This is a genomic window from Paeniglutamicibacter gangotriensis Lz1y (genome assembly GCF_000348945.1).
GTDB classification, from domain to species: Bacteria; Actinomycetota; Actinomycetes; order Actinomycetales; family Micrococcaceae; genus Paeniglutamicibacter; species Paeniglutamicibacter gangotriensis.
The window spans coordinates 213,480-238,480 of sequence record NZ_AOCK01000004.1 but is presented as its reverse complement, the minus strand read 5'-3'; the positions used below and the strand labels follow the sequence as shown (position 1 = coordinate 238,480).

The 25,001-nt window shown below is 62.8% G+C and carries 27 protein-coding genes; 7 read left to right on the top strand and 20 right to left on the bottom strand.

Annotated elements, in window-relative coordinates:
- Positions 1 to 42: 42 nt before the first annotated feature.
- The 3 genes from ADIAG_RS08525 to ADIAG_RS08515 all read left to right on the top strand — a co-directional run bounded on the left by ADIAG_RS08525 (position 43) and on the right by ADIAG_RS08515 (position 2,521).
- Positions 43 to 834, top strand: coding sequence for an ABC transporter substrate-binding protein (locus tag ADIAG_RS08525; protein WP_007270945.1), 792 nt, complete (start codon positions 43 to 45; stop codon positions 832 to 834).
- A 92-nt stretch (positions 835 to 926) separates the two neighbouring features.
- Positions 927 to 1,721, top strand: coding sequence for an amino acid ABC transporter permease (locus ADIAG_RS08520; protein ID WP_007270944.1), 795 nt, complete (start codon positions 927 to 929; stop codon positions 1,719 to 1,721).
- 11 nt (positions 1,722 to 1,732) lie between these two features.
- Positions 1,733 to 2,521 carry an amino acid ABC transporter ATP-binding protein gene (locus ADIAG_RS08515; RefSeq protein ID WP_007270943.1) on the top strand — a complete coding sequence of 263 codons (789 nt, stop codon included), beginning with the start codon at positions 1,733 to 1,735 and terminating at the stop codon, positions 2,519 to 2,521.
- Positions 2,522 to 2,640: 119 nt separating this feature from the next.
- On the opposite strand, the gene menD is transcribed toward ADIAG_RS08515, so the two are convergent.
- The 6 genes from menD to ADIAG_RS08485 form a co-directional block, all read right to left on the bottom strand.
- Entirely contained in the window at positions 2,641 to 4,344 is a 1,704-nt protein-coding gene (menD, locus tag ADIAG_RS08510) for a 2-succinyl-5-enolpyruvyl-6-hydroxy-3-cyclohexene-1-carboxylic-acid synthase (RefSeq protein WP_007270942.1), read from the bottom strand.
- A gap of 43 nt (positions 4,345 to 4,387) precedes the next feature.
- The gene (locus ADIAG_RS08505; RefSeq protein ID WP_152426098.1) at positions 4,388 to 5,215 is read right to left on the bottom strand and encodes a hypothetical protein; all 828 of its coding nucleotides are present in this window, start codon (positions 5,213 to 5,215) and stop codon (positions 4,388 to 4,390) included.
- Positions 5,216 to 5,362: 147 nt separating this feature from the next.
- Positions 5,363 to 5,593: a hypothetical protein gene (locus ADIAG_RS08500; RefSeq protein WP_007270940.1), complete on the bottom strand. Its 231-nt coding sequence runs from the start codon at positions 5,591 to 5,593 to the stop codon at positions 5,363 to 5,365.
- Positions 5,586 to 6,113, bottom strand: a complete 528-nt coding sequence (locus tag ADIAG_RS08495; protein WP_007270939.1) for an RNA polymerase sigma factor — start codon at positions 6,111 to 6,113, stop codon at positions 5,586 to 5,588. The genes ADIAG_RS08500 and ADIAG_RS08495 overlap by 8 nt, the downstream gene beginning before the upstream one ends.
- A 186-nt stretch (positions 6,114 to 6,299) precedes the next feature.
- Positions 6,300 to 8,456 carry a PhoX family protein gene (locus tag ADIAG_RS08490; RefSeq protein ID WP_007270938.1) on the bottom strand — a complete coding sequence of 719 codons (2,157 nt, stop codon included), beginning with the start codon at positions 8,454 to 8,456 and terminating at the stop codon, positions 6,300 to 6,302.
- Positions 8,457 to 8,622: 166 nt separating this feature from the next.
- Positions 8,623 to 9,627 carry an o-succinylbenzoate synthase gene (locus ADIAG_RS08485; protein WP_007270937.1) on the bottom strand — a complete coding sequence of 335 codons (1,005 nt, stop codon included), beginning with the start codon at positions 9,625 to 9,627 and terminating at the stop codon, positions 8,623 to 8,625.
- A 195-nt stretch (positions 9,628 to 9,822) separates the two neighbouring features.
- Between ADIAG_RS08485 and ADIAG_RS08480 the strand changes: the two genes are divergently transcribed.
- The gene (locus ADIAG_RS08480; protein WP_007270936.1) at positions 9,823 to 10,740 is read left to right on the top strand and encodes a phosphatase PAP2 family protein; all 918 of its coding nucleotides are present in this window, start codon (positions 9,823 to 9,825) and stop codon (positions 10,738 to 10,740) included.
- On the opposite strand, the gene ADIAG_RS08475 is transcribed toward ADIAG_RS08480, so the two are convergent.
- The 6 genes from ADIAG_RS08475 to ADIAG_RS08450 all read right to left on the bottom strand — a co-directional run bounded on the left by ADIAG_RS08475 (position 10,695) and on the right by ADIAG_RS08450 (position 16,932).
- Entirely contained in the window at positions 10,695 to 11,894 is a 1,200-nt protein-coding gene (locus tag ADIAG_RS08475) for an MFS transporter (RefSeq protein ID WP_007270935.1), read from the bottom strand. The two genes, ADIAG_RS08480 and ADIAG_RS08475, sit on opposite strands and share 46 nt — an antisense overlap.
- Before the next feature lie 21 nt (positions 11,895 to 11,915).
- On the bottom strand, positions 11,916 to 12,752 hold the full coding sequence (locus ADIAG_RS08470; RefSeq protein ID WP_007270934.1) for an MBL fold metallo-hydrolase: 837 nt from the start codon (positions 12,750 to 12,752) through the stop codon (positions 11,916 to 11,918).
- A gap of 150 nt (positions 12,753 to 12,902) precedes the next feature.
- Positions 12,903 to 13,103, bottom strand: coding sequence for a hypothetical protein (locus ADIAG_RS08465; protein WP_007270933.1), 201 nt, complete (start codon positions 13,101 to 13,103; stop codon positions 12,903 to 12,905).
- A gap of 177 nt (positions 13,104 to 13,280) precedes the next feature.
- Positions 13,281 to 14,696 (bottom strand): dihydrolipoamide acetyltransferase family protein, encoded by a 1,416-nt coding sequence (locus ADIAG_RS08460; protein WP_007270932.1) that lies wholly within the window; start codon positions 14,694 to 14,696, stop codon positions 13,281 to 13,283.
- Entirely contained in the window at positions 14,693 to 15,793 is a 1,101-nt protein-coding gene (locus ADIAG_RS08455; protein ID WP_007270931.1) for an alpha-ketoacid dehydrogenase subunit beta, read from the bottom strand. Before ADIAG_RS08455 ends, ADIAG_RS08460 begins: the two co-directional genes overlap by 4 nt.
- Positions 15,790 to 16,932: a thiamine pyrophosphate-dependent enzyme gene (locus ADIAG_RS08450; protein ID WP_043474275.1), complete on the bottom strand. Its 1,143-nt coding sequence runs from the start codon at positions 16,930 to 16,932 to the stop codon at positions 15,790 to 15,792. Before ADIAG_RS08450 ends, ADIAG_RS08455 begins: the two co-directional genes overlap by 4 nt.
- A gap of 241 nt (positions 16,933 to 17,173) precedes the next feature.
- Between ADIAG_RS08450 and ADIAG_RS08445 the strand changes: the two genes are divergently transcribed.
- Both ADIAG_RS08445 and ADIAG_RS08440 read left to right on the top strand, forming a co-directional pair.
- Entirely contained in the window at positions 17,174 to 17,623 is a 450-nt protein-coding gene (locus tag ADIAG_RS08445) for an Lrp/AsnC family transcriptional regulator (protein WP_007270929.1), read from the top strand.
- A 62-nt stretch (positions 17,624 to 17,685) separates the two neighbouring features.
- The gene (locus tag ADIAG_RS08440; protein ID WP_007270928.1) at positions 17,686 to 18,972 is read left to right on the top strand and encodes an MFS transporter; all 1,287 of its coding nucleotides are present in this window, start codon (positions 17,686 to 17,688) and stop codon (positions 18,970 to 18,972) included.
- Here the strand turns inward: ADIAG_RS08440 and ADIAG_RS08435 are convergent.
- The 8 genes from ADIAG_RS08435 to paaA form a co-directional block, all read right to left on the bottom strand.
- Positions 18,969 to 19,124, bottom strand: coding sequence for a helix-turn-helix transcriptional regulator (locus ADIAG_RS08435; RefSeq protein WP_321162814.1), 156 nt, complete (start codon positions 19,122 to 19,124; stop codon positions 18,969 to 18,971). The two genes, ADIAG_RS08440 and ADIAG_RS08435, sit on opposite strands and share 4 nt — an antisense overlap.
- 153 nt (positions 19,125 to 19,277) lie before the next feature.
- Positions 19,278 to 19,514, bottom strand: a complete 237-nt coding sequence (locus ADIAG_RS20875) for an antitoxin VbhA family protein (protein ID WP_007270927.1) — start codon at positions 19,512 to 19,514, stop codon at positions 19,278 to 19,280.
- Positions 19,515 to 19,737: 223 nt separating this feature from the next.
- Positions 19,738 to 20,517 (bottom strand): enoyl-CoA hydratase/isomerase family protein, encoded by a 780-nt coding sequence (locus ADIAG_RS08430; RefSeq protein ID WP_007270926.1) that lies wholly within the window; start codon positions 20,515 to 20,517, stop codon positions 19,738 to 19,740.
- A gap of 87 nt (positions 20,518 to 20,604) precedes the next feature.
- Positions 20,605 to 21,789 carry a 1,2-phenylacetyl-CoA epoxidase subunit PaaE gene (paaE, locus tag ADIAG_RS08425; RefSeq protein ID WP_043474273.1) on the bottom strand — a complete coding sequence of 395 codons (1,185 nt, stop codon included), beginning with the start codon at positions 21,787 to 21,789 and terminating at the stop codon, positions 20,605 to 20,607.
- A gap of 17 nt (positions 21,790 to 21,806) precedes the next feature.
- Complete coding sequence (gene paaD, locus ADIAG_RS08420) at positions 21,807 to 22,292, bottom strand: 1,2-phenylacetyl-CoA epoxidase subunit PaaD (protein ID WP_007270924.1); 486 nt, start codon at positions 22,290 to 22,292, stop codon at positions 21,807 to 21,809.
- A 15-nt stretch (positions 22,293 to 22,307) separates the two neighbouring features.
- Positions 22,308 to 23,168, bottom strand: a complete 861-nt coding sequence (gene paaC / locus ADIAG_RS08415) for a 1,2-phenylacetyl-CoA epoxidase subunit PaaC (RefSeq protein WP_007270923.1) — start codon at positions 23,166 to 23,168, stop codon at positions 22,308 to 22,310.
- On the bottom strand, positions 23,165 to 23,458 hold the full coding sequence (gene paaB / locus ADIAG_RS08410) for a 1,2-phenylacetyl-CoA epoxidase subunit PaaB (protein ID WP_007270922.1): 294 nt from the start codon (positions 23,456 to 23,458) through the stop codon (positions 23,165 to 23,167). The genes paaC and paaB overlap by 4 nt, the downstream gene beginning before the upstream one ends.
- A gap of 3 nt (positions 23,459 to 23,461) precedes the next feature.
- Positions 23,462 to 24,451 carry a 1,2-phenylacetyl-CoA epoxidase subunit PaaA gene (gene paaA / locus ADIAG_RS08405; protein ID WP_007270921.1) on the bottom strand — a complete coding sequence of 330 codons (990 nt, stop codon included), beginning with the start codon at positions 24,449 to 24,451 and terminating at the stop codon, positions 23,462 to 23,464.
- Positions 24,452 to 24,601: 150 nt separating this feature from the next.
- Between paaA and ADIAG_RS08400 the strand changes: the two genes are divergently transcribed.
- Positions 24,602 to 24,991, top strand: coding sequence for a PadR family transcriptional regulator (locus tag ADIAG_RS08400; protein ID WP_007270920.1), 390 nt, complete (start codon positions 24,602 to 24,604; stop codon positions 24,989 to 24,991).
- Positions 24,992 to 25,001 lie beyond the last annotated feature (10 nt).

Below are 25,001 nucleotides of genomic sequence, written 5' to 3'. Positions count from 1 at the left end.
CGCAAGACCTGCGAGCGATCACCTAGAGAAGGATCACACTCCATGCGGATTTCATCAACCGTACTCAAGTCACTGGCAGTGGCTGCCGTTGGCACCTTGGCACTGACGGCCTGCGGCAACAGCGATACCCCGGCAGCGTCCTCGGACGCCAGCGGCATCACGCTGATCAGCGAGGGCAAGCTCACCGTTTGTTCAGACATCCCGTACGAGCCGTTCGAGTTCACCAACAAAGAAGGCAAGATCGTCGGCTTCGATATGGATATCGCCGCCGAAATCGCCAAAGACATGGAGGTTGAACTCTCCGTGATTGATTCCAGCTTCGATGCCATTGAATCCGGGCTTTTCAAGACCCAGTGCGATATCGCCATTTCCTCGGTTTCCATCACCGATGCCCGCAAGGGAAACATGGATTTCTCCTCCCCCTACATGGATGACGATCTGACTCTCGTCGCCAAGGAAGGATCGGGCGTCACCGATCTGGAGTCCGCCAAGGGCAAGAAGGTCGGCGTGCAGCAGGCCACCACGGGCGCAAAATTTGCCAAGGAAAACGGTCTTGACGCCATCGGCTACGAGGACTCGGGCCTCCAGCTCGCTTCGTTGAAGGCCGGGACAACCGTTGCCACCTTGGGAAACCAGTCTGTGCTTGGCTACGCCATCAAGGATGACCCGACACTCAAGCGTGTTGCGGACTTCACGACCGGCGAACAGCTGGGCGTTGCCGTCCCCAAGGGAGCAACGGCCATGCTGGACCAGGTCAATACGACGCTCAAACGTCTGACCGATGATGGATCACTGGCCAAGTTCACCGAAACCTGGTTCGGCGCAACCAACTAAAGTCATTCCCGTTTGATGCATGTTCTCAGGCGAGGCCCTGGCTCCCGATCGGAACCGGGGCCTCGCTATCTTTCACGAAAGGCTTCAATCCCATGGCCATGACTACTCGTCAACGCGCCCGATTAAGCAAAATCATCCAAATCGTCATCTTCGTCGGCATCATCGTGGCCGTGGTGCTCCAAGTCGATTGGAAGATCCTCGGCGAAAATTTCTTCGCGTTCGACAAGCTTGGCCCCATCTTCCCCGACCTGATCACCGTCGGACTGAAGAACACCGTGTTCTACACCGTCATCTCCTTTGCCTTCGGCTTGACCCTCGGATTGCTCCTTGCGCTGATGAAGATGGCCAGCTTCGCACCGTACCGTTGGTTGGCGACCGGATTCATCGAGTTCTTCCGCGGAGTTCCAGCCATCCTGGTCCTGATCGCTTTTGGCTACGGTGTACCTACCGCTTTCCCCGGCACCAGCTGGCCGCAACCAGTAGTGGTCATGGTTTCTCTTGGCTTGGTTTCGGCGGCCTACATCGCCGAAACCCTGCGTGCAGGTCTGCAGGCTGTTCCCAAGGGCCAGATCGAGGCCGCTCGGTCCCTCGGCATGCCCGCGTGGCGAGCCATGATCACCATCGTGATCCCCCAAGCATTCAAGATCGTCCTTCCGCCAATGACCAACGAGGTCATCTTGCTGACCAAGGACTCTTCCCTGGCCTTTATTCTGGGAGCGAGCATGGCCCAGTACGAAATGACCAAGATCGGGCGCGACGGCATCACCTCCCTCGGGGCCGGAATCACCCCGTTGATTGTGGCCGGTGCCCTCTACCTGGTAATCACCGTTCCGTTGAGCCTGGTCGCTCGAAAGTTTGAATCCCGTACTGCACGGACGAAGCGATAGGGAATCTCCTCATGACTGACAACAACACCCAAACCACGTTCAAGGCTTCAGGCGTAGACATCCGGGGCCTGCACAAGTCCTACGGCGACAACGAAGTCCTCAAGGGCATCGACCTCGAGGTCAAGCCCGGCGAAGTTGTATGCCTCATCGGGCCCTCGGGTTCGGGAAAATCGACGCTGCTGCGCTGCGTCAACCTCCTGGAACAACCCAATGCCGGAATCATCCACGTCGGCGGCTTCGAGGCCACCGATCTTGATGTCAATCTGGACACGATGCGCCAGAAGGTCGGCATGGTGTTCCAACAGTTCAACCTGTTCCCGCACCTGACTGTCATGCAGAACTGCACGGTGGCGCAGACCAAAGTCCTCAAACGTTCCGCAGCACAAGCCAAGGAAACGGCCCAGAAGAACCTCACCCGCGTGGGACTCGGCGACTACGGTGATCGGTTCCCGGACCAGCTCTCCGGCGGCCAGCAGCAACGTGTTGCCATTGCCCGTGCATTGTCCATGGACCCGACGCTGATGCTCTTTGACGAGCCGACCTCGGCCCTTGACCCGGAAACCGTGGGCGAAGTCCTAGCCATCATGCGCTCGCTGGCCAAGGCCGGCATGACCATGCTGGTGGTGACCCACGAGATGTCTTTCGCCAAGGAGGTCGCCGACCGCGTGGTCTTCATGGACGGCGGCGTCGTAGTTGAAGAAGGCCCGGCCAAGGACGTTATCGGTAACCCGCAGCAGCCGCGTACCCAGGATTTCCTGAGGCGCGTGCTCGATCCCACCCACGTGGAGATCGCCGAGTAGCACCTCGGCCTGTTATTCACTTCCAAGCTCGGGTCATCCGTCCATCAAGGACTGGGGGCCCGAGCTTTGTTGTGCCAGCAGGAAACGGCAACCCACGGTGGCCTGGAACGATTCCTGGTTCAGCCTTCGGCGACCGGCCAGGACAGCGTATTCACCGCGTCGGCGATCGAAGTGTGCATCGTCCGCAGTTCCTTGCGCGATACGACGACTTCGATGATCCGCCTCCCTGTGGCACCGGTGGACAATAACTTCCTGAGCTCGTCAAGACTTTGCACCCCGACGTATTGCCATCCGTAGGCCTCGGCCAGAGAGGAGATACGCACCTTGTGCGGGGTGGCAAAAAGCCGTTCGACGGCGTTGGCGTAGTTGCCCGATTCCGCGACGGCCCCGTGTTCGAGGGTGGAGAAGATGGCCCCGCCAGCATCGTTGAGGACCACCACCTCCATCTCGGGCTCGGGTTCCCCGTCACCGATCAGCAGACCGCCCACATCGTGCAGGAATGTCACATCCCCGACCAACAGCGTGGTCTTGGTTGCCGTGCGTGCCCGGGCAATACCCGTGGCGGTGGCTACCGTACCGTCGATGCCGGCCAGCCCGCGGTTGGCGTAAATGCGTGCCTTGGTCCGGTCCGCAGGTGTCCCGCAAAGATCCACATCCCGGATCACGTTGGAGGATCCCAAAACCAGGTTTCCTTCGACCCGCGCCCACACTTCGCGCGCGACCACCGGACCGTTCAAGAGACCGCCGGCATCCACGCATTCCTCGATGAGTGTTTCTGCTTGCTTCCCCAGCTCCTGCCAGCAGCCCAACCATCCGGCCGGAGGATTCCCGGCAAAACGGACCAGTTCAGCGGCCTTGGAAATGAGTTGCTCGCGTCTGCGGCCCGGTTCAAACCAAGGTGCGGGCTTCGGTGCCCACAAAGCAGTCTGGATGTCGGTGTTTCCCAGCAACAGCGCCACCGGTCGACTCAGGGTCGCCCGACCAAAGAGCACCACCCGTTCGATGCGGTGCGCGTGCCGGGCCAGCAATGGTCGGTAGGGGCCGATGGCATTCGGGCCGAACCTGGCATTGGAGCTTGGTTCAGCAAAGAGCGGAAGCCCAAGTGCCCGGGCGAAGTCTTCTGCCTCGGGGCCGGCTCCGTGTCCCGCGACCACCACGGTCCGAAATTCTGCGCCCTGCTGCGGAGTCCCCCAGCTGATGTTGTTCTCGTGATTCTGTGGGACCGGCGGGCTGGAGAGGTTCGCTCCGAAGGTAGGCAGCGAGTCTCCCGGCCCAGGAACCAGCGGGTCCCGGAAGGCCACGTTGATCTGGACCGGACCGGGAGCCAGCAGATTCGTTCCTGCGGCCGCGGCCATCGCCGAGGCTACTAGCGAATCGGGATTCCCCCCGGCCGAGATATTGATGCTGCTGCGCACGTGCACACCAAACAAGTCGATCTGGTTGGTGGTCTGGTTGGCTCCGGTGCCGTGCAGCTCGGTGGGGCGGTCGGCTGAGAGCACCACGAGCCGGGCCCCCACGTGGTTGGCTTCCATGACCGCGGGCAGCAGCTCCCCCACCGCGGTGCCCGAGGTGGTCACCACCGGTACGGGTGCGCCGCTGGCCAGGCTCAGCCCTAGCGCAGTGAACCCGGCATCACGTTCGTCGATGCGCACGTGCAGACGAATGGTTCCTGCGGCTTCCGCCTCGGCCAGTGCGTAAGCCAGCGGGGCGCTGCGTGATCCGGGGCAGATCACCACGTCGCGGACCTCGTGGGTCTGCAGTGTGGCAAGCAACAGGCGGGCAACGTCCATGGAGGAAAGTTCGGGGACGGAATCGGAGGGCATGACTACCATCCTAATTCCGTCCCCGACCAGAACCCCTTTCCGCCTATTCGGAGATGGCGATATAGCGGGTAACCATATCGATGAAGTCCCGGTCCTGGGTGCTATCGTTCCGGTCAACATGGAATTCCTCGACATAGTCGATGGGGCGTCCGGTGTCCGGATTGAACATGATCATGCTCTGGTTGGTGCCGCCCATGCCGGGCGTCTTGACGCCGAAGACCATGACTGCGCGATCCCACCGGTCAGTGCTCGTACCCAGAAATTCCAAGCCCTTGATCTTGGGCAGCATGTTCAACACCGCTATACTTTGGGACTGGTCCGGTTTCCAGTCCGTCAGCATGAACCCCAGGCTTTGCACGAACCCCTCCGAACCGTCACCAACTGCGGCGCTATTGGATGCCTGGAACATCCGGATCTGGTCGAAAAGCTTGGTGGGGTCGCTACTCGGGGCCGTCTTGAACCAGAGTTGCATTTCGCCGGGCTTGAAATCGATGGTGTCGACGCTGCCTGGGACTTGGTTCCCGTCGAAGGGAACAAACGTGACGGTTTCGCCGGTGATCGAAAATGGGTCACCCACGGTCTGTGTGATGCTGCCGCTGAGATCCTTGGCCCGTCGGGTCTCGGTCACCGTCGGGATAGAGATCCGTTCGTCGACATCACCCTCGATCAAGGTGATTGTTCCGGTGCCGTCCTCGAGAACCACAGGATCTGTGTACTGATCTGCCAAGGGAACGAACATGGACCCGGCCTCCCAACGGCCAACCGTCAGGTGGCCGGCGTTGAAGTCCGCGGGTTCGGAATGCCTCTGGGCAGCTTCAATTAGCGCTGCAACAGCTTCAATTAGCGCTGCAACAGCTTCATCCGTACTCATCGTGGCTGGTTTGATGCTTGTCAGCGGCAGGGGCGACGCGGTCGCCTTGGTGGTGCCATCCAAAACGGATCCCAGCGGCACCGCCAGGAGCGCTGCCACGGCGGCAGCGGCCAAGGTCCCCAGGACCCAACGACGTGTGGTCTTGCGCTAGGTTCCCAGCGCAACCACGTTGCTCGGCATTGATTCCTCCACCGCGTCTTCGCCGCGCTTCGTCGAGTCATCGACGGAATCATTGGCGCTCGCCGGTTCGGCCAAGATGGAGGCCAGATCGTCCAGGGCTCGTTGGTTCAGCGCCGGCGTCTGTTCGACAGGGAACGGGTTCGAGGTCCGGATCCCGGCATCGAGCATGTTGTCGTCCTCGAAAAATTGCTTACGCATTGGGGACCTCGCTTCGTAGGATGTGCTTGAGGGATTTACGGGCGCGGCTGATGCGAGCCCACGCCGCTTCCACGGTGCAGCCCAGGATCTCTGAAAGCTGTTGGGCGCTCAATTCCTCCCAGTACGTCAGGTACAGGGTCTCGCGCTCTGCATCGCGCATTCCCAGCATGGCCTCACGCAACCTGGCCGCGTGTTCGTCGCTGGTACCCCGATCCGGGCAGTGCTGCAACTTGACCTCAAGTGCAGCAACTCGCAGTTGGCGCCGGTATTCGTTGCCGATCAGGTTCTTGCAGGTCTGGTACAGGAAGGCCAGACCCAGCTGCTCGGCCTGCTCGAACTTGGTCCAAGCGACCCTGAAGGTCTCGCTGGCAAGATCACGTGCCGTCTCGTGGTTGTTGATCCGTCGCTGAGCAAACGCCAGGACCAACCAATAATGCTGACGGTAGAAACTGCTGAACAGTTCTTCGGGTGCGCTTGGGGGTCTACTTTCGCCCTCCAGCAACCTTGCATCCGGTTGCATGGGCCTCCCTCGATCTCGTTGGGAAGTCTTACACACTAGCTATTTCCGGCATCCGGACATTCCTGACAACCGCCAACACGGGGAATTTTTTTGGCAAGCAAAATGCTCTCCGTACCAACGGTGTCAAACCGCTGGTACGAGGAGCATTACGCTGGCCCGCGCCCGGAATCCGCGGGCGCTCTGTAGTTACTTCTGGTTGTTGCCTTTGTTGTTGCCGTGGCCGTTGCCCTTGTTGTTTCCGTGGCCGTTGCCGTTATTGTCTTTGTCTTTGTCCTTAGGGCCATGGCCCTTCGCCGTGGTGAAGACCTGGACCACCGAGGGCCGCGGCCCGTAGACCTCTCCGCGCTTGGCCTTGGAGGGGTTCATGACGTAATCGGGGAAGAAGGACGTCGGGTCCTTGAAGGTGCCACCCTCGCCCGGGTGCTGGACGGAGACGAACACCGATCCGTCGCGGTCGTGGATCAGCGGACCGCAGGTCTCAGCACCCGCCGGGACTGCCAGGAACTGTTCGACCTTGCCGCGCTCCCTGCCGGTCAGGGTGACCTTGTGCAGGGCGTCGCAGTAGCCGATGGTGCCCGGCTGACCGTCGGTGGAGATCCACAGGTTGCCGTTCGAGTCGAAGGCCAGATTGTCTGGGCAGGCGATCGGTGAAACCTTGTTCTTCGGGAATCCCGAGAAGTAGGTGCTCTCGTCTTTCGACGGATCCCCTGCGACCAGCAGGATGTTCCAAATGAATTCGGTTCCTGTGGCGTTGTTGTTGCGCTCGGTCAGCTCGATGACGTGCCCATCGCGGTTCTTGGTCCGCGGGTTGGCCTCATCGACGGTGGCCTTGCCGGAGGTGTCTCGCTGGGTGTTGTTGGTCAGTGCGATGTAGAGCTTGCCGGTGACCGGGCTCGGTTCCACATCCTCGGGACGGTCCATCTTGGTGGCCCCGACCTTGTCGCCGGCCAGACGTGTGTAGACCAGCACCTCGTCCAGGCTCATGCCTTGGACCTTAGAGACGCCGTCCTGCACCAGCGGAATCCAAGTTCCGCTGCCGTCGAAGGAACCGTCCGCCGGAACCGCGCCGGATCCATCGATCTGGGCGGCCGGTGAGTTCCCGGAGAACTTGGCAACGTAGAGATCGCCTTCGGAGAGCAGGGTCATGTTGTGCCTGCGGTCCCCTCGGCGGTACTTGTCCTTGGAAACGAACTTGTAGACGTAGTCGAAACGCTCGTCGTCACCCGAGTAAGCCACCACGCGCCCGTCCTTGGCGACGGCCACGTTGGCGCCTTCGTGCTTGAAACGGCCCATGGCGGTGTGCTTGACAGGGGTTGAGTTCGGGTTCTGCGGGTCAATCTCCACGATCCAACCGAAGCGGTTGATCTCGTTCTCATAGCCGGGGTTGTGGGCGGAGAAGCGCGGGTCTACATCTTCCCAGCCGCGCTCGGTGGCCTCATCCGAGATGCCGTACCGAGCATCGTTGGCTGTTCCGGTCCCGCGGAAGTACTGGTTGAAGTTCTCTTCGCCGGAGAGCACGGTGCCCCAGGGGGTGGTGCCGCCGGCGCAGTTGTTCAAGGTACCCAGCACCTTGCGCCCGGTCGGGTCCGCCACGGTCTTGAGCAGCTCGGAACCCGCGACCGGACCGTCGATGGCAAAGGCAGTGGTAGCGGTGATGCGGCGGTTACGCTCTCCCCCGCGAATATAGGACCACGGGGTTCCGGCCTTCACACGCTTGACTTCGACCACGGAGAATCCGTGGGCTGCCATGGCGATCTTTGCCGCTTCGGACTTGTTGGCCTCATACCATGCCGGATCGAACATCAAGTCTTCGTTGGTGTACTCGTGGTTGGCCACCAGGACGCCGGAGCGTCCAGAGTACTTGTCCACGATGATGTTCAGGTAGTCGTTGTTGTAGCCGAATTGGCCTGCCTGGCGCTTGGCGCTCTGCTTGGTGATGTCGAAGGCCGGGGCGTTATTGAACAGCGGGTCACCCCAGCGGATCACCGGCGCCCAATCGTAGCCTTCGGGCACGGTCATGGCGTCGCGGGTGCGGGGAACCGGCGCGATGGCCTTGAAGTTGAGTTTTCCGCCGCCCTTCGGCGCAACGATGGTGTCGGCGTGAGCGGCAGGCGTCCCGAAGGCTTCGGTGCCGATGACCAGGGCGGCCGAGGCGACCGCACCGAGCCCCAGAACGGCACGGCGCCCAAGCGCCGAATCGGCAATGTCACGGAAGTAGCCGTTTTCGCTGGTGTTGCACACGTCCTTAGCGCAGGCATTACCGCACTTGAAGTGGCAGGTGGCCGCGTCGCGGTTACCGCGAGTGTGACCGAGCATGGGAAGGAAGGTGCGGGTGAGGCTCATGGTTATCTCCGTGCAACGCGATCGAGTGGATGACTTCGATTTATAGCGTTCCAGCCACCGGTGAGCACCCGGCCGCCGGAAGGTTAACGCGCGGTGTCCGGCACGTGTCATGTATTGCTATTTCCCGAAAAAGTGAGGGACGTCACCCCTTGGGAGGAGTGCCGGGTCAGGGCCTGGAACCGGATCGCTGCAGTTGGACGTGGCAGTCGGCCAGGCGTTGGTTCCACCAGGACCGGCGTTCAGGATCAACGCCGTGTCGGCGCATGAGGTCCGGGTCCGCCGCGATCTCCCGCAGGTGCAGTTCCCCGTTGACCGCTAGGAACCTGTCGGTGGTGATGTCCGTGGAGAAGAGTGATCCGGTGGCCAGCCCGCAGGCGTAGGGCAGTTCGGGCAGGGCTGCTGCTAGTGCGGCGCCCTGTCGCAGTCCGATGGAGGTGTCCAGGGCCGAGGAAACCACAGCAGGCAACCCTGCATCGCGAACCACCGCCAGTGCCCGGCGTACCCCGCCCAGCGGCTGGGCCTTGATGATAATCAGGTCCGCTGCCCCGGCACGTGCCACGGCCAGCGGGTCCGATTCCTTGCGCACCGATTCGTCGGCGGCGATCAACACCCCGAGCCCGCGACGAGCCACTTCCTTGCGCACCCGAGCCAGCCCCTCGATACCGGCCACCGGCTGTTCGGCATATTGCAGTCCGAACTCGGCCAGGGCTTCCAGCCCGGTCATGGCCTCATCGTGGGACCATCCGGCGTTGGCGTCGATGCGGATCGCTGCCCCGGGCAACAACCGGCGGACTTCGGCCACCCGGGCGATGTCCTGGGCAAGGTCCTGGCCCTTCTCCGCGACCTTGACCTTAATGGTGTGGGCAGCGTCGTAGGACGCTAGGACGCCGGCGATGTGCTCTGGCCCGACCGCGGGGAGAGTTGCATTGACCGGAACCGTGTGACGCACCGGGTCCGGGTAGCCTTCCCAGGCCGCCTCGATGGCCGAGCGCAGCCAGGCTGCGGCTTCCACCGGGCCGTATTCCAGGAACGGGGAGAATTCGCCCCATCCAGCCGGTCCTTCCAGAAGCATCGCCTCACGGTGCCGCACCCCGCGAAACTGCACGTTCATGGGTAAGGACACCACGTGGGAAGCATCGATGAGCTCGTCAAGGGAGGGCAGCTGGTTCATGGTTTCCAGCCTAGCTTCCCTCCGGGCCCGAGCCCGCGGTCGGTGGTTCCACGCCAGGTTCCCCGTCGAAGGCTTCAGCGCTGTCACCGGGGCAAGGCAGAACATCTCGCGGCACCACCGACACATGGGCCACCGCGGTGGGAGAAAGCCCACGTTCTGGGTGCACAGCGATGGTTCTGTGGAATCCTAAAGGAGATGAGCCCTTCGAAACCGACGTCTTCCGGCCGCACCTTGACCCCTTGGTATGGCGCGCTGGTGCTCTTGGGCGCCCTCTTTTGGGCCGCGTATACCTTCTTTGTGCACACCAAGCTGGGTCAATGGATCGACGAGGCGGCGTTGTTGGGCGGCGAGGCTTTCCTCGCCGCAGATAAGACCCGCAGGCCCGCGTTGGCCTTCTTGGACTATATGCCTGCCGCCTCGGCCCTGCTGGCCGGTGGATTCATTCTCTTCGCGCTTCTCCGCAGGCGCGACTTCCTGCGCCCGGCCGTGGCAGGCTTGCTGCTGCTCGGCGCCACCGGCACGACCCAGCTGCTTAAGCATGTGCTGCTCACCCGGCCGGACCTGAACATCTCCGCCGCTTCGGTGAACTCCTTTCCTTCGGGTCACACGACCTTTGCCGCGGCTGCCATGGCCGCGATCTTCATCGTGGTTCCCGTGACGCACCGGCCGCCGGTCGCGTTGCTGGGGTGGGCCTATGCGGCATTAGCCGGGGCTTCGACGCTGGTGCTGGGATGGCACCGGCCCGGTGATGTGATTGCCGCCTATCTGGTGGTGGCGTGGTGGAGCGTGGCCGCAGGTCTGTTCCTGCGCCACGCACATGGCAGCGAAGTTGACCGGCGCAAGCACTCCGCAGCACCGCGCTCGCTGTCCGAGCGGATGCTCGGCTTCCTGGCTTGGGCCGGGGCGGTCGCCGTGGCGGCGGCGATGGGCCTGGCGCTTCTGTTGCCACACCCGGTGATCGGCACCGTGGGTGACCGTTCCCTGTTCTTGTTCCTGGCGGTCGGCTTGGCACTGGTCCTGGGGACCGCGATGGTCGTCGGATGGCTGGTCTTTGAGCTCTTTGCCCGTTACGGGTCGCCGATCCGCCGCCGGTTGGTTCGCGGGATGAAGTAACCGAAAAGCCCCGCACCGAGCAGCGAGATCCCGCTGATCGCCCACACGCCGGTGCCCAGAGTCGCCACGGCGACCAGAAGCGAGAGCAGCACCGGACCGGCCATCGCCCCGGTGTCGGACATCAGCCGCCACAGTCCCAGGAACTTGGGCCGGCCCGAGACCGGAGAGTAATCTGCGCCCAGGGTCATCACGATGCCCGAACCGATCCCGTTGCCGAAGCCCATCAACATGGCCACCGCCATCATGGTGGGCACCGAATGGGTCAGCGGCAGCAGGAACAACGACGTGGCCATCACCGCCATGCACGGAACTGCGACCCAGGCCCGTCCGCGCTTGTCCATGACCTTGCCCGCGGGATAGAAAATCAGCATGTCGATGGCCCCGGAAACCCCGTAAACCAGGGAAATGGTGGCAGCATCCAGCCCCAGATTTTCGCCCCAGAGTGGCAGCACGATCTGGCGGGTGGATCGTACCGCAGAGATGCAAATGATGCCCAACCCAACCCCCAACAGGATCCGCCATTGGTCCTTGGCAATGGACCACATCGATCCGCCGGCACGGCTTTGGCCTTCCTCGACCGCTGCCCGACTCTGCAGGTCAGGGATCCAGAGGCAGACCACCAACGCGATGGCCATCGCGCCCATCCCCACCCAGTAGGCCCCGGCGATGCCCAACCAATTCATCGCCACGGTGGAAGCAAAAGGTCCGACAAAAACACCGATGCGCATCACCCCGCCCAACGTGGACATGGCCCGCGCCCGAAATTCCAGGGGAACGGCCTCGGCAAGGTAGGACTGGCGGGCTAGGTTGAAGACTCCTCCGGCCATGCCCAGCATGGTCACCCCGAGGGCAAACACCCCCAGGTTCGAAGGGATGATGCCCAGCACCATGCCCAGCGCCGCCCACCCTGCGGCGATGACCATGGACAGGCGTTCACCGATCTTGGTCGTGAGCATGGCCGCGGGGATGTTGGAGATCAGTGATCCGACACCCACGAGGGTGACCACCAGGGCGGCGGTGGCCAGGGTGGCTCCGCGGTCCAGCGCCGACAGCGCGATCACGGGAGTCACGGCGCCCAGACCGAGGCCGTAGAGCAGCGAAGGTGAGTACACTTTCAACGCGGTGGTGCGCAGGCTGAAAGGTTGTTCACTCATCCGTTCATCCTACGCAACCAGCTAGCTCATTTTTACGCTCAGCCGCTGCAGGAAGATCGCCGATTGCTCGGGTCCGTAGGGCAGCACTTCGAGTTGGTGGGCCGTGGGATCGAAGCTACCTGCAGGCGAGGAACGCACGATCGCTTCGCCTTCCAAGATTGCGGCACGTAGCTGACGGTGCTGCCGGCTCACGAACGCGATATCCACCGGGTTGCCGTGTCCCGGTACCACGATGGTTCTCTGCCCGCATTCGGACTCGAGCTTGCCCAGCAGTTCGGCCCAGGCATAAGGGTCGGCATCCTCGAAGTTCGGTGGCCCGCCTTCTTCGACCAGATCCCCGGTGAATAGCACCTCGCCGCAGCGCACCATCAGATCCCCGTCGGTGTGCCCGGGACCCGGCAGTAAAAACTGCAGCTCTAGCCCGCCTAGATCCAGCATTGTCTCGTCGGCGGTAACCAGCCGTTGCGGAACTAGGATCTTCGAGTATTCGCCTTGGCGCATCGCCATCTCGGGTTCCAGGAACCTGACTAGTTGGCGTTCGTTTTCACCCATGCTGCGCAGGTGTTCTGCGGCGGCGGCGCTGGCGTGGAATTCTTCCACCCCCTGGGCTGCGAAATAGCTGTTGCCAAAGACATGGTCCCCGTGGGCGTGGGTGTTGATGACCAGCAGGGGCAGGTCGGTGATTTTGCGGATCGCCGTGTGGAGGCCGGCTGCCTCGCGCGGCCCGGAACCGGTATCGATGACCGCGGCGTGTTGGGCGCCCACGATCAATCCGGTGTTCATCGAAAACCCGTGGTTCAGCAGCCGCCAGCAGTGCGGGGCAAGCTGCTCAACAAGCGGTTTGCGGGCCTTGGTCATCGCGGGGTACCCGTTTCCTCGGAGCCGGTGGTTGCCGATAAATCGGCGGTATCCACATTCTGCCGTAAAAACGCCGCGGCCACGACCGAGGTCCCATGTGACACGGTGGTGCCGCAGGGATAGGTCGGCGTGCCACCGCTTTGGGGTCGGTTAGACGACGGTGATCTTCACTTTGCCAAAGGGAACTGCCTCATCCACGAAGGCCTGCTCGGAGTGCCCACCGAGCCCGCGGATGTGGACGCCGAATTTTCGCTCGGCCATCGACTCGCGGAAGACCGGCATGATGGTGTCGATGTGAAACTCGTCCTTGCCTTCAAGGTACTGCTCGTATTCAACAGGTAGCTTGTCCATGGCTTCAGGATAGTTCGGCCGGACCTCAGGGACTAGGGCGCGGGCCAGGAAAACTCGTTACCTGGGCCGCGCCGCTCCCACGTTTTTGCGGGCGTGGCACCTGGACAACGGCAAAGGCCCGGGTGCGGCAGGGGTTATCCTGCCGCACCCGGGCCGTGAGCGTTGGTTAGTACCAGCCTAGAGGTCGGCCAGTACCGCTGCCGGGTTCTCCATCGCGTCGGCAACAAAGCGCAGGAACCCTGCGGCGGTTCCCCCGTCGCAGGCGCGGTGGTCGAAGGCCAGGGTCAGCTCGGTGAGCTTGCGTACCGCAAGTTCACCCTCGACGACCCACGGCTTGTCGATGATCCGCCCGACACCCAGGATCGCTACCTCGGGGTAATTGATGATGGCGGCCGAGCCATCAACACCGAAGACCCCGTAGTTGTTCAGCGTGAAGGTGCCGCTGGTCAGCTCGGCCACGGAAGCCTTGCCGGCGCGGGTGACCTCGGTCAGCCTGGCCAACTCGGCGTTGAGGCCGCGGGCGCTGAGGTTCTGCGCGTTGCGGATCGAGGGGACCATCAGTCCGCGATCGGTCTGCGCCGCGATGCCCAGGTTGATTCCCTCGAAACCGACGATCTCGGCCGGGCCCTCGGCGCTCTGTTCGATCCGGCTGTTCAGTTCCGGATACTTCTGCAGCCCGGCGACCACGAAGCGTGCGATGAAGGCCAACAGGCCCGGGGTGTTCTTCGGGTCCTTCGCCTTCATATCGGAGCGCAGCGCCAGCAGGTTGCTGACATCCACATCCACCCAGACGGTCGCCTCGGGGATTTCGCTACGCGACCGGGTCATGGCCGAGGCGATGGTCTTGCGCACCCCGGTGATCGGGGTCCGCGAGGCAATGGGCAGGCCCGAGCGAGAATCGATATCGCCGGCAGGCTGCGCGGGTGCCGGCGTCGTTGCCGGAGCTACGGGTGCAGAAGCCGGAGCCGCGGGGGCGGAGCGCACTGCTGCCGCCGCCTCGATGTCCGAGCGCAACACCAGTCCTCCGGCGCCACTGCCTGTGACCTCGGCGATGTTGATGCCCAGTTCCCGGGCGAGCTTGCGCACCAGCGGGGAAATCACCAACGGCGCGCGGCGCGGGGCTACAGCCTCGCCCCGGGCGGCGGGCGCCAAGGGGGTTCCGGCGCTCTGGCGCGGACGGCGCTTGCGGGCCTTGGCCGAGAGTCCCTCGGGGGTCCCATAGCCGATCAGCACGTTGCCCGAGCCTTCGCTGGCCGGTTCCTGAGTACCTGCGCGCTCTTCCTCGCGGTAGCTTTGCGCCACTTCCCGTTCCGGCGCGGCCGGCTGGGGTTCCGCGGCCGGGGCGGCGGAACCTTCCTCGAGCACCGAGAACAGCGGGGTGTCCACCAGCACCATTTCTCCGACAGTGCCGTGCAGCTCGTGCACGGTTCCGGCGTAGGGGCTAGGTACCTCCACCATGGACTTGGCGGTCTCCACCTCGGCGATGGGCTGATCGATGACCACGGTGTCCCCGACTGCGACCAACCACTTGACCAGTTCGGCCTCGGTTAATCCTTCACCGAGGTCCGGCAGCAAAAAGGTTTTCATGCTCATGCCCCTTCCTCCCACTGCAACGCATCGACGGCATCCAGGATGCGGTCAACGGATGGCAAGTAGTACTTCTCGAGTTTCGGTGCCGGGAACGGGGTATCGAACCCTGTCACGCGCAGCACCGGTGCGGCCAGGGAGTGGAAGCACCGCTCCTGGATGCGGGCGACGATCTCGCTGGAGACCGAGGCGAAGCCCGGGGCTTCGGCGATGACCACGGCACGGCCGGTCTTGCGCACCGATTCGCAGATGGTCGCATCATCCAACGGCACGATGGTGCGCACGTCAATGACTTCGAGGCTGCGCCCTTCTAGGGCTGCGGCTTCTGCTGCGGCCATGGCGGTGGAAACCGAGGGGCCGTAGGCAATCAGCGTGGCGTCGGTGCCGGGGCGGGCAATGGCGGCCCGGCCTTCGGTCGGCGGGACCGCTGAGGTCTCGTGTGAAACACGCAGCGCTTCCAGATCGACCTGATCCTTGGACCAGTAGAGCTTCTTGGGTTCCATGAAGACGACCGGGTCAGGGGAGTCGATGGCCTCACGCAGCATCAGGTACGCGTCTCTCACCGTGGCCGGGGTGAAGACCTTCAGGCCCGGGGTGTGCGCGTAGTAGCTTTCGGAGGAGTCGCAGTGGTGCTCCACTCCCCCGACGCCACCGGCGTAAGGAATGCGGATGACCATCGGCAGGGGCATCCTGCCCTTGGTGCGGTTGTGCATCTTGGCCACGTGCGAGGCGATCTGTTCGAACGCGGGGTAAGCAAAGGCATCGAACTGCATCTCGATGACCGGACGCATGTCGTTCATCGCCATGCCGATGGCCATGCCCACGATGCCTGACTCCGCCAGCGGCGTATCAAAGCAGCGGTCGTTGCCAAAGCGCTTGGTCAGACCGTCGGTGATGCGGAAGACGCCGCCCAGGACGCCAACGTCTTCGCCGAAGACCAGTACCGACTCATCCAGGGCCATGGCATCTGCCATCGCGGTGTTCAGTGCCTTAGCGAAGGTCACCGGCTTCAATCCGGTGTCAGCGGTGCGTGCCGCGGCAGCGGCGGTGGCCGCGCTGACGTTGCCGTTGGCCGCCGAGGAAGTGATTACCGTGGTGCTCATTTTGTGTCCTCCTCGCGGGCGAGTTCGTCGGCGAGCAGTGCCGCCTGCTCGGTCATCTGGGTGGTGGGGCTCGAATAGACGTAGGCGAAGATGTCGGCCGGGTCCGGGACCTGTTCCGAGTTCATGCCATCGCGTAGCGTCTTGGCCACTGCCTCGGCGCTGGCGGTGATCCGCTCCACGGTTGCCTCGGGCAGCAAGCCGGCTTCGTCGAGGTAGGTCCGCATGCGCGTGACCGGGTCTTTCGCGATCCAGCTCTGTACTTCGGCGTCTTCACGGTAGCGGGTGGAATCGTCGGCGTTGGTGTGCGCCTGCATGCGATAGGTGTGTGCCTCGATGAGCAGCGGGCCATTGCCTTCACGGGCCAGGCGCACGGCGCGGCCCAACACGGCCAACAGTGCCACTAGGTCGTTTCCGTCCACACGTTCGCCGGCCATGCCGTAACCCACGGCCTTGTGGGCCAGCGACGGCGCCACAGACTGCTGGGAGAGTGGAACGGAGATCGCGTACTGGTTGTTCTGCACGAAGAAGATCACCGGCAGGTTGAATACCGCAGCAAAGTTCAGCGCTTCGTGGAAGTCCCCCTCGGAGGTGGCTCCGTCGCCGCACATGGCGATCACCACAGTATCCTCGCCGCGCAGCTTCGCGGCGTGGGCGACGCCCACGGCGTGCAGCAACTGGGTGGTCAAGGGAGTTGCCTGGGCCGACACCTTGTACTGCTTCGGGTCGTAGCCGCAGTGCCAGTCACCTTGGAATCCGGCCATGACCTCCATCGGTGCGACACCCTTGGCCATCACGGCCACCGAGTCGCGGTACGTGGGGAACATCCAGTCGCCCTCGTCCAGGCACAGTGCTGCAGCAACCTGGCAGGCTTCCTGCCCGTGGCTGGAAGGGTAGACGGCCATGCGCCCCTGGCGCACGAGCGCCGAGTTCTGGTCGTTAACGCGCCGTCCGATGACTAGCTGCTCGTAAGCGTCCACCAGTGCCTTGGGATTCGGCAGCGGGTACTCGTGTCCGGGCTCGACACCCTGCTGACCCGAAGGGTGCAGCTTGCCATTGACGTCGAGCATGTGGATTTCGCTGCGTGCCGGGAGCATGTAGTCCTCGGGAGTGATCCCGAATTTGCTGCTCACATGCTCCATCGCGTCGCGTGCTTCGGTGTTTGTCACGGTTCACGCCTTTCTTGTGGTGCGGGACGTCGATACCGGGCCTCACCCGGCAAACGTCAGTTCTTGTCTTAATTATGTGTATTAGTGATGAAATGTATCCAGTATGTGGAAAAACTCTGGAATAGTGCGCACAAGATCGGTATTATCGAAGACGAAACGATAGTGTGACCGTCGCAACATGACGGTTTTTGGACAAAGCGGAAAGAGGCACCCGATGGAGACTCCCCCGGTACGGCTTGACGACGTGGATCAGCGGATCCTGGAGGAACTCACCCGGGACGGGCGCCAGTCGGTCACCACCGTCGCACAGAAGGTCCATGTTTCGCGCGCCCATGCCTATTCACGGATCAATCGACTCCAGGATGAGGGGGTCATTACGCGCTACACCGCGGTCATCGACCCGCTGCGCGCGGGACTGCGTGCCAGCGCCTACGTGACGCTCAAACTGCGCCAGCATTCCTGGCGCGAGTTGCGTGAGCGACTCACAGCGATTCCCGAGGTTCACCACATCGGCTTGGTCGGGGGAAACTTCGATGTGATCTTGCTGGTGCGGGCACGGGACAACGTTGATCTGCGTCGCGTCGTCTTTGACCAGCTGCAGTCCATGCCCGGGGTGCTGGACACCCAAACGTTCCTGATCTTCGAGGATGTTGACACCCGTTAGTCACCCCACATCCCATAGACTCTTCCCAATGGCTTGAGGCGAGGCAGTCGATCGGGGAAATCATGGACAAGGATGCTGCGGAGGATTCCGAGCTAGCGCCAGCTTCGCCGAAACTGCGTCTGCGCGACCGCCCGGGATTCCCGGCGCTGCTGTTTTCCATTGCGTTTGGTGCCCTGTCGACGGGCATCCTGAATGTCGCCAACGATTTGGTCGCCATCTATGCCCTCGGCGCCAGCGCGACCCAGATCGGAATCCTCAATGCCTCCGAATCGGTGGCGTTCTTGTTCCTGGCGATCCCCGCGGGAATCATGCTCGACCGCGTCAACCGGATCAAGACCATGATGTGGGCGCAGCTGGCGGCGGGTCTGGCCATTTTCTCGGTGCCACTGGCTTGGTCGGTCGGGGCCCTGAGCTACCTGCAGCTGGTGTTAGTTTCGTTCCTGGTGGGAGTGGCAGGAATGTTGTGGAGCATGGGTGGCGGATCTGCGCTGCCGTCGATCGTGGGACGGGATCTGGTTTCCACTGCTTACGCACGCAAAGAAACCGTCGAAACCTCGGTCGGGATCGCCTCCCCGGGGTTGGCCGGCGTCCTGGTCGCCGTCATGTCGGCGCCCTTCACCTTGCTCGTCGCCGGAACCGCCAACCTACTAGCCGCCGCCACGCTGCTGGGGGGATTTCGTAAGAAACCGCTACAAGCGGTGCCATCTGCTGAATCGGCACCGCGAATCGGCTTCCGGGAATCCTTCGGCGAGGGGCTTCGCTTCACGCTCAAGAACCCCGTCATCCGCGCCCTCGTGTCCTCATCGGCGATCACCAACATGGGATTGGCCTTCGGTTCGGCCCTGGAGACGCTGTACTTCGTCAAGGTCCTTGGTTTTACACCTCAGGCCATTGGTTTGGTCATTTCCACCATCGCCGTCGGTGGGCTTCTTGGCTCGCTGGTCGTCCCGTCCCTCGTGAGCAAATGGGGCGAATACCGGATTCTTGCCATATCCATCTTTCTCCTGCCGCTGGCAGTGGCAATGGTCCCCTTGGCCGCTTTCGCCGGCACCGGAGCCGTGTGGGTAATCATCGGGCATTCGGTGCTTTACAACGCGCTGATGGTTTCCTACAACGCCACTGCCTACGGGCTGCTGGCCGGTTCCACCCCGGACGAGATGATGGGGCGCCAACAGGGTTTCCGGTTGGTGTTCACCATGGGGCCGGTCCCGGTCCTGGGGATCGTCGGCGGTCTGGCTGGGGACGCGCTGGGTCTGCAGCACGCCATGTGGATCTGGGTGGGCCTGACAGCCTTCGCGGCCCTGCCTCTGTTGGCTCTGCTTCGTAGCGACGCTCGCAAGGAAGCTTAGTCTCCGTCGCTCAACGCCGCCCCGATTTCGTACCTGAAGACCTCGGTGATCGGGCGGTTCAGTGCGTGGGCGATCCGGAATGCCGATTCTAGCGACGGTGAGTATTTCCCTTGTTCGATGGCAATGATGGTCTGGCGCGTCACCCCGACCAGGGCGCCAAGTTCGGCCTAGGTCATGCCACCTGCGGTAGCCCTCAGCTCACGGATCGAGTTGCCGAGCCGGGCGCGGCTTACCTTGCGGGGACGCCGCGCCGATATCCGGCGGCTCGTAAAAGTATGATTCCCACGTGTCTTGGCGGGGTGCCATTAGCGGCTGGTAACGACCACGCGTCGACGGGCTGCCGCGTGTGCCCGACGACGATACTCAGCCGAGTCGATTGCACCTTGTGCGCGGTCCGTCAGATTCTCCACGTCTTCACGGTTGGGAAGCCACCCCTCGTGCCAAGCAGATGCAAGCGACTGCCAAACGGCATTGCGCTGAATAACACTCAGTTTGGTGAACAGCTCTGGCCATCGCTGCTCAACTTCAAGCTTGTCGGCCATGATGAGCCTTTCCGTTGATCCGCTGTCTATCCAGACTAGCTCGTTCCTGGCCACTGATACTTGGTGGTCCGGTCAGTCAGCTTCTACGGCTTCAGCGCGGCATCCGGCCGTCAGCGCCACACCGAGTCCGGACTCGTTGCCATGAACACGACGATCGACATGGTGCATCAAGTTGTCGTCCACTTGACTGCATCACTGACGGCAGCGGCCGCACGCGACTTTCTCAGCCCTTGAAAACCGGTTTCCGCTTTTGCTGGAAGGCAGCGAATCCCTCGGCGTAGTCCTCGGTGTCGCAGAGGTCGGCCTGGGCCTGATTCTCGTTGGCCATCGACTCCCACAGCCCCAATCGCTGATCGCGGATCTGGGCCACGAGTTCCTTCGACGCGCGGAAGGCTTCGGTGGCACCGACGGCAACTTTGGCCACGATCTCTCGGGTATTTTCCAACAGTTCATCGGCCGGCATGGCCCGTGAGAACAATCCCGAAGCCACGGCGTCGGCTCCGCTGATCAGTTCGGCGGTGTAGATCATGTCCAGGGTTCGGTGCGTACCGAGGCGCTCGGTGAACAACCAGTGTCCTCCGGAATCGAGGGTCGCACCGAGGTTGGCGAAGGGCGAACCGATCTTGGCGTTCTGGGCCACGTAGACGACATCGGTAGCGATGGCCAGGCCCAGTCCAACGCCCAGGCACGCGCCCTGCACAGCAGCGAACGTGGGTGCGGGGAAGGAGGACATCTTGGCCAGCAACGGCTGGACCTTGCCACCGAGGTATCCCATGACATCGTCATCGGCCGGAACGACCCCGGAGATGTCTCGTCCGGCGCAGAAGCCGCGACCCTCGCCGCGCAGCAGCACGGCCCGCACCTCGCCGGTTTCAACGCCCTCGGCGGCCCGATCAAAGGCGGCCTCGAGTTCGGCCAGCGCCGCTTCGTCCAGCGAGTTCATCTTTTCCGGGGCGTTGAGCACAATCTCGGCCACACCGTCGGCAATGTTCAGTTCAATCATGGTGGTCCGCATCCCTTGGGGTATTAGATCCTATGACAGGGATCCACCCGCATACGCGGATGGATCCCTGTCTGGGTTATTTGGTGCTTAGGCGTCGTAGTCGACCAGGACGCGAGCGGTGGTGGGCCGCGACTGACAGGTCAGCACGTAGCCCTTCTCGATCTCGTCCGGTTCCAGGGCGTAGTTCTCGTCCATGTCCACGGTGCCTTCAACAACCTTGGCGCGGCAGGTGCCGCACACCCCGCCAGCGCAGGCGAACGGGACGTCCGGGCGCACGCGCAGGGCGGCGTTCAGGACTGTCTCACGAGCATTGACCGGGCTCTTGACCTCGCCCTGGAGACCGTCGAGCTTGAACTCGATCTGGTAGGTCTCATCTGACTCATCGATCACGACCGGACGGCCGATGTTGCCCTCCGGACGGGTCGGCTCACCGGTGGTGAACAGCTCGTAGCGGACCTTCTCGGGGGCCACTCCCTGAGCGGAGAGGTTGTCACGGACCAGCTGGACCAGTTCGAAGGGACCACAGAGGAACCATTCGTCAACCTGGTCGGTGCGGATGACCGAACCCAGCAGCTTGTTCAGCTTTTCGGCGTCGATGCGGCCCGAGAGCAGCGGGGAGATCCGTTGTTCACGGCTGAGCACATGGTGCAGGGCAAAGCGCGCCGGGTAGCGGTCCTTGAGGTCCGCAAGTTCCTCCAGGAACATCACGTCCATGGCGGCCTTGTTCGCGTAGATCAGATCGAAGTGGACGTTTTTGTTGGCGGCCAGCACCGTGCGGGCGATGGCCATCACCGGGGTGATTCCCGAGCCTGCGGCAACGGCAACAAAGGTGTCTTCGTTTTCGACGTCGATGTCCTCGGGGTCGTTCATCCCGTTCATCTTGTGCTTGGAGATGAAGCCGCCGGTGGGGCTCATGACATCCATGGAGTCCCCGACCACCAGGGACTCGTTGGCCCAGGTGGAGAAGATGCCTCCGATGTCGCGCTTGATGGCCACGTGGATGGCCCCGGCTGTAGGTTCGGCGCAAATCGAGTAGCTGCGGCGCAGCTCGACGAGGTTACCCTCGGCATCCTCCAGCTCCTTGCGCAGGGCCACGTACTGGCCCGGAAGGTAGTCGTATTGTCCGGCCAAGTCGGAGGGCACCGCGAAAGTTACTTCGATGGCGTCGGCGGTGAGCCGGCGGACCTCGGAGACCTCCAGGGTGTGGAAGGTGGTCCGGCGGCGTCCCGGGACCTCGGTGTCAACGGCATCGTTGGCGGGCATGGCGGGCATGGCGGGCGTCGTGTCTGTCATGAGAGCACCTTGAAGTAGTCGAAGGGTTCCAAGCAGTCCTTGCATTGATACATGGACTTGCAGGCGGTGGAACCAAAGCGGGAAAGTTCCTTGGTATTAAGCGAGTGGCATTGCGGGCATTTCACACCCATGCCCAGGGTCACCGGCCCGCGGTGGCCGGTGCCGGTGGGCGGCGCGATCCCGTAGGCCTGGAGCTTGCTCTTACCGGATTCGCTCATCCAGTCGGTGCTCCAGGCCGGGGAAAGCACCAAGTTGACCCGGACATGCTCATATCCGGATTCCTTGAAGACAATGCCGAGGTCCTCGGTGATTGCGTCCATCGCCGGGCAGCCAGAGTACGTGGGGGTGATGGTGACGACGACGGTGTCGCCTTCCAGTTCCACGTCACGCAAGATCCCCAGGTCCGCGATGGTGAGCACCGGGATCTCAGGGTCGGTGACGCGCGAGGCAATCTCGTGAAGCTCGGAGATGGTGGCAATCATGTTTTTATCCTTTACTTACCAGGTGGCGCCGGGGTGCTTGCGCGCCAACACCTGCATTTCGGCGAGAATGAAGCCGAGATATTCCGAGTGTTCGCCACGACGGCCGCGGGCCATCGCGAAGGGAACGGTGGGAACTTCGAGTTCGGCGTCGTGCAGCACGGCGGCGAACTCCTCGTCCCAGGCCGCGCGCAGCGTCGAGGGAGCCACGGCAACATCGCCCAGGGCGCTGTGCAGTTCCTCGTCCTCGAACATCTCGCCAACATAGGGCCAGAGCACCTCCAGCGCGTGGCGCATGCGGGCGGCCGATTCCTCGGTGCCGCTACCCAGGCGCAGGGTCCAGGAGATGGCGTGGTCGCGGTGGTAGTCCACTTCCTTGACCGCCTTGGCGCAGATCGCGGCGATCGTGGGATCGCTGGATTCCAGCAGTTCGGTGTACAGCAGGTGCTGGTAGATGGAGATCATCAGCTGGCGCATGATGGTCACGCCGAAGTCTCCGTTGGGCTGCTCGACGAGGTGCAGCGAGCGGAAGTCTTCCTCTTCGCGCCAGTAGGCCAGGTCGTCCTCGTCCTTGTCCCAGGCCTTGGCGGCGTAGGACAGGAAGGAGCGCGCGTGGCCCAGCTGGTCCAAGGCAATATTGCCCAGCGCGATGTCTTCCTCGATTTCCGGTCCGCGGGAGATCCAGTGCGAAAGCCTCTGGGCCAGGATCAGGGCGTCGTCGCCAAGGCGCAGCGCGTATTCTGCTACCGGCTCGCTGGGCTTGGCCTGTGCGATGGCGATGTCTTCGGGGCGCAGGGCGTTGCCCGGGGTGACGCGGGTGGCCGAAGCGCTCGAATCGCCGAAGCTGTCCAGGGAGTGGTCGGTCTCGTGGGTGCTCACAGGTGCTTCACGCCCTCGGACTTGGTGTAGTACGTGGCGTGGCGGTAGTCCTTGCCCTGCGGCGATTCGAAGTACATGCCCTTGGCATCCGGATCGGAGGCAATGATGTCGGTGCTGGCCACAACCCACAGGGAAATGCCTTCATTGCGGCGGGTGTACAGATCCCGGGCGTTCTTCAGTGCCATCGCGGAATCCGGTGCGTGCAGGGATCCGGCGTGGACGTGTGAAAGCCCGCGGGAAGAACGGACGAATACTTCCCAGAGCGGCCAGGTGCCTTGTGTTTCGGTCATGAGCTATGCAACCTCGGTCTTTCGAGCCATCTTTGCCGCGTAGGCCGCGGCAGCTTCGCGCACCCAGGCGCCTTCGTTGTGTGCATCGCGACGACGCTGCAAGCGCTGGGCGTTGCAGGGTCCGTTACCGGCGATGACGGCCTTAAACTCCACCCAGTCCAGATCCATGTGGACCCAGGTGCCGGTTTCTTCATCGAAACGAAGATCTGGGTCAGGCAGGGTCAGACCCAAGACCTTGACCTGCTCGACGATCATGCCGACAAAGCGCTGGCGCAGTTCGTCGTTGGAGAAACGCTTGATCTTCCACGCCGTGGACTGGCCCGAGTTCGGGGAGTCCGAATCCGGCGGGCCAAACATCATCAGCGAGGGTGCGTAGAAGCGGTTGATGGCATCCTGCGCCATCTTCTTCTGCGCCTCGGTGCCGTTGGCAAGTTCCAGCAGGATCTCAAAACCCTGACGCTGGTGGAAGGACTCTTCCTTACAGATGCGCACCATGGCCCGGCCGTAGGGGCCGTAGGAGGCGCGGCACAACGGGACCTGGTTGGCGATGGCTGCGCCGTCGACCAGCCAGCCGATGGCGCCCATGTCTGCCCAGGACCGTGCCGGGTAGTTGAAGATCGAGGAGTACTTGGCCTTGCCCGTCATCAACTGATCGTTGAGCACATCGCGGGGCGTGCCCAGCGTCTCGGTGCCCGAGTACAAGTAGAGCCCGTGTCCGGCCTCGTCCTGCACCTTGGCCATCAGGATGGCCTTACGCTTCAGCGATGGAGCGCGGGTAATCCAGTTGGCTTCGGGCTGCATTCCGATGATCTCGGAGTGCGCGTGCTGCGACATCTGCCGCGTCAGGGTCTTGCGGTATGCCTCGGGCATCCAATCGCGCGGTTCGATGCGTGAATCGTCGGCAATGATCTGATCAAACCGATCTTGCCCTGCTTGCTCCTCAGGAGAAAGTACCGCGGATAGCGTTCCGCCGCCTTTTTGCTGTGCAGCCATAGTGCTCACCTCACTGTGACAAAGAATTATTTACTGACCGTTCGTTCAGGATATGCGGAGGCGTGCTGTTACGTCAATCGACACGCCACCTTATGACCCTCACGATATGCCGTTCTTGACTGCGAGACTAGCTCGACAGACAATCTAGTTATGCAGGCAAAACAGAAATCCGAGGCAGGAGTTCCCCGCCAAGAGGAACGCGCCGACTGGCCCAGCGACTGGATGCGGGCAACCCTTGGCATGTGCGCGTTGCAGGCCTTGGAATCCGGGCCTTCCTACGGGTACGCGATCATCGCCGAATTGGCCGAGGCGGGGATGGGAACGGTCAGGGGCGGGACGCTTTATCCGCTGCTGACACGATTCGAGGCCGCGGGCTGGGTGGAAACCCAGTGGCGTGCCGGAGACGGCGGACCTGGGCGTAAGTACTTCTCGCTCACTGCCGCCGGACGGGCCTCCCTGGAGGAACAGCGCTTTGCCTGGCTGAGCTTCGCCCGCACCACCAGCGCATACCTCAAGCCGCAAAAGACCGAAACCACGTGAGGACCAAGAT

Excerpts from the sequence above, each read along its gene's own strand:
- ADIAG_RS08525 (WP_007270945.1), top strand. The coding sequence starts at position 43 with ATGCGGATTTCATCAACCGTACTCAAGTCACTGGCAGTGGCTGCCGTT.
- ADIAG_RS08520 (WP_007270944.1), top strand. The coding sequence starts at position 927 with ATGGCCATGACTACTCGTCAACGCGCCCGATTAAGCAAAATCATCCAA.
- ADIAG_RS08515 (WP_007270943.1), top strand. The coding sequence starts at position 1,733 with ATGACTGACAACAACACCCAAACCACGTTCAAGGCTTCAGGCGTAGAC.
- menD (WP_007270942.1), bottom strand. The coding sequence starts at position 4,344 with ATGCCCTCCGATTCCGTCCCCGAACTTTCCTCCATGGACGTTGCCCGC.
- ADIAG_RS08505 (WP_152426098.1), bottom strand. The coding sequence starts at position 5,215 with ATGAGTACGGATGAAGCTGTTGCAGCGCTAATTGAAGCTGTTGCAGCG.
- ADIAG_RS08500 (WP_007270940.1), bottom strand. The coding sequence starts at position 5,593 with ATGCGTAAGCAATTTTTCGAGGACGACAACATGCTCGATGCCGGGATC.
- ADIAG_RS08495 (WP_007270939.1), bottom strand. The coding sequence starts at position 6,113 with ATGCAACCGGATGCAAGGTTGCTGGAGGGCGAAAGTAGACCCCCAAGC.
- ADIAG_RS08490 (WP_007270938.1), bottom strand. The coding sequence starts at position 8,456 with ATGAGCCTCACCCGCACCTTCCTTCCCATGCTCGGTCACACTCGCGGT.
- ADIAG_RS08485 (WP_007270937.1), bottom strand. The coding sequence starts at position 9,627 with ATGAACCAGCTGCCCTCCCTTGACGAGCTCATCGATGCTTCCCACGTG.
- ADIAG_RS08480 (WP_007270936.1), top strand. The coding sequence starts at position 9,823 with ATGAGCCCTTCGAAACCGACGTCTTCCGGCCGCACCTTGACCCCTTGG.
- ADIAG_RS08475 (WP_007270935.1), bottom strand. The coding sequence starts at position 11,894 with ATGAGTGAACAACCTTTCAGCCTGCGCACCACCGCGTTGAAAGTGTAC.
- ADIAG_RS08470 (WP_007270934.1), bottom strand. The coding sequence starts at position 12,752 with ATGACCAAGGCCCGCAAACCGCTTGTTGAGCAGCTTGCCCCGCACTGC.
- ADIAG_RS08465 (WP_007270933.1), bottom strand. The coding sequence starts at position 13,103 with ATGGACAAGCTACCTGTTGAATACGAGCAGTACCTTGAAGGCAAGGAC.
- ADIAG_RS08460 (WP_007270932.1), bottom strand. The coding sequence starts at position 14,696 with ATGAGCATGAAAACCTTTTTGCTGCCGGACCTCGGTGAAGGATTAACC.
- ADIAG_RS08455 (WP_007270931.1), bottom strand. The coding sequence starts at position 15,793 with ATGAGCACCACGGTAATCACTTCCTCGGCGGCCAACGGCAACGTCAGC.
- ADIAG_RS08450 (WP_043474275.1), bottom strand. The coding sequence starts at position 16,932 with ATGGAGCATGTGAGCAGCAAATTCGGGATCACTCCCGAGGACTACATG.
- ADIAG_RS08445 (WP_007270929.1), top strand. The coding sequence starts at position 17,174 with ATGGAGACTCCCCCGGTACGGCTTGACGACGTGGATCAGCGGATCCTG.
- ADIAG_RS08440 (WP_007270928.1), top strand. The coding sequence starts at position 17,686 with ATGGACAAGGATGCTGCGGAGGATTCCGAGCTAGCGCCAGCTTCGCCG.
- ADIAG_RS20875 (WP_007270927.1), bottom strand. The coding sequence starts at position 19,514 with ATGGCCGACAAGCTTGAAGTTGAGCAGCGATGGCCAGAGCTGTTCACC.
- ADIAG_RS08430 (WP_007270926.1), bottom strand. The coding sequence starts at position 20,517 with ATGATTGAACTGAACATTGCCGACGGTGTGGCCGAGATTGTGCTCAAC.
- paaE (WP_043474273.1), bottom strand. The coding sequence starts at position 21,789 with ATGCCCGCCATGCCCGCCAACGATGCCGTTGACACCGAGGTCCCGGGA.
- paaD (WP_007270924.1), bottom strand. The coding sequence starts at position 22,292 with ATGATTGCCACCATCTCCGAGCTTCACGAGATTGCCTCGCGCGTCACC.
- paaB (WP_007270922.1), bottom strand. The coding sequence starts at position 23,458 with ATGACCGAAACACAAGGCACCTGGCCGCTCTGGGAAGTATTCGTCCGT.
- paaA (WP_007270921.1), bottom strand. The coding sequence starts at position 24,451 with ATGGCTGCACAGCAAAAAGGCGGCGGAACGCTATCCGCGGTACTTTCT.
- ADIAG_RS08400 (WP_007270920.1), top strand. The coding sequence starts at position 24,602 with ATGCAGGCAAAACAGAAATCCGAGGCAGGAGTTCCCCGCCAAGAGGAA.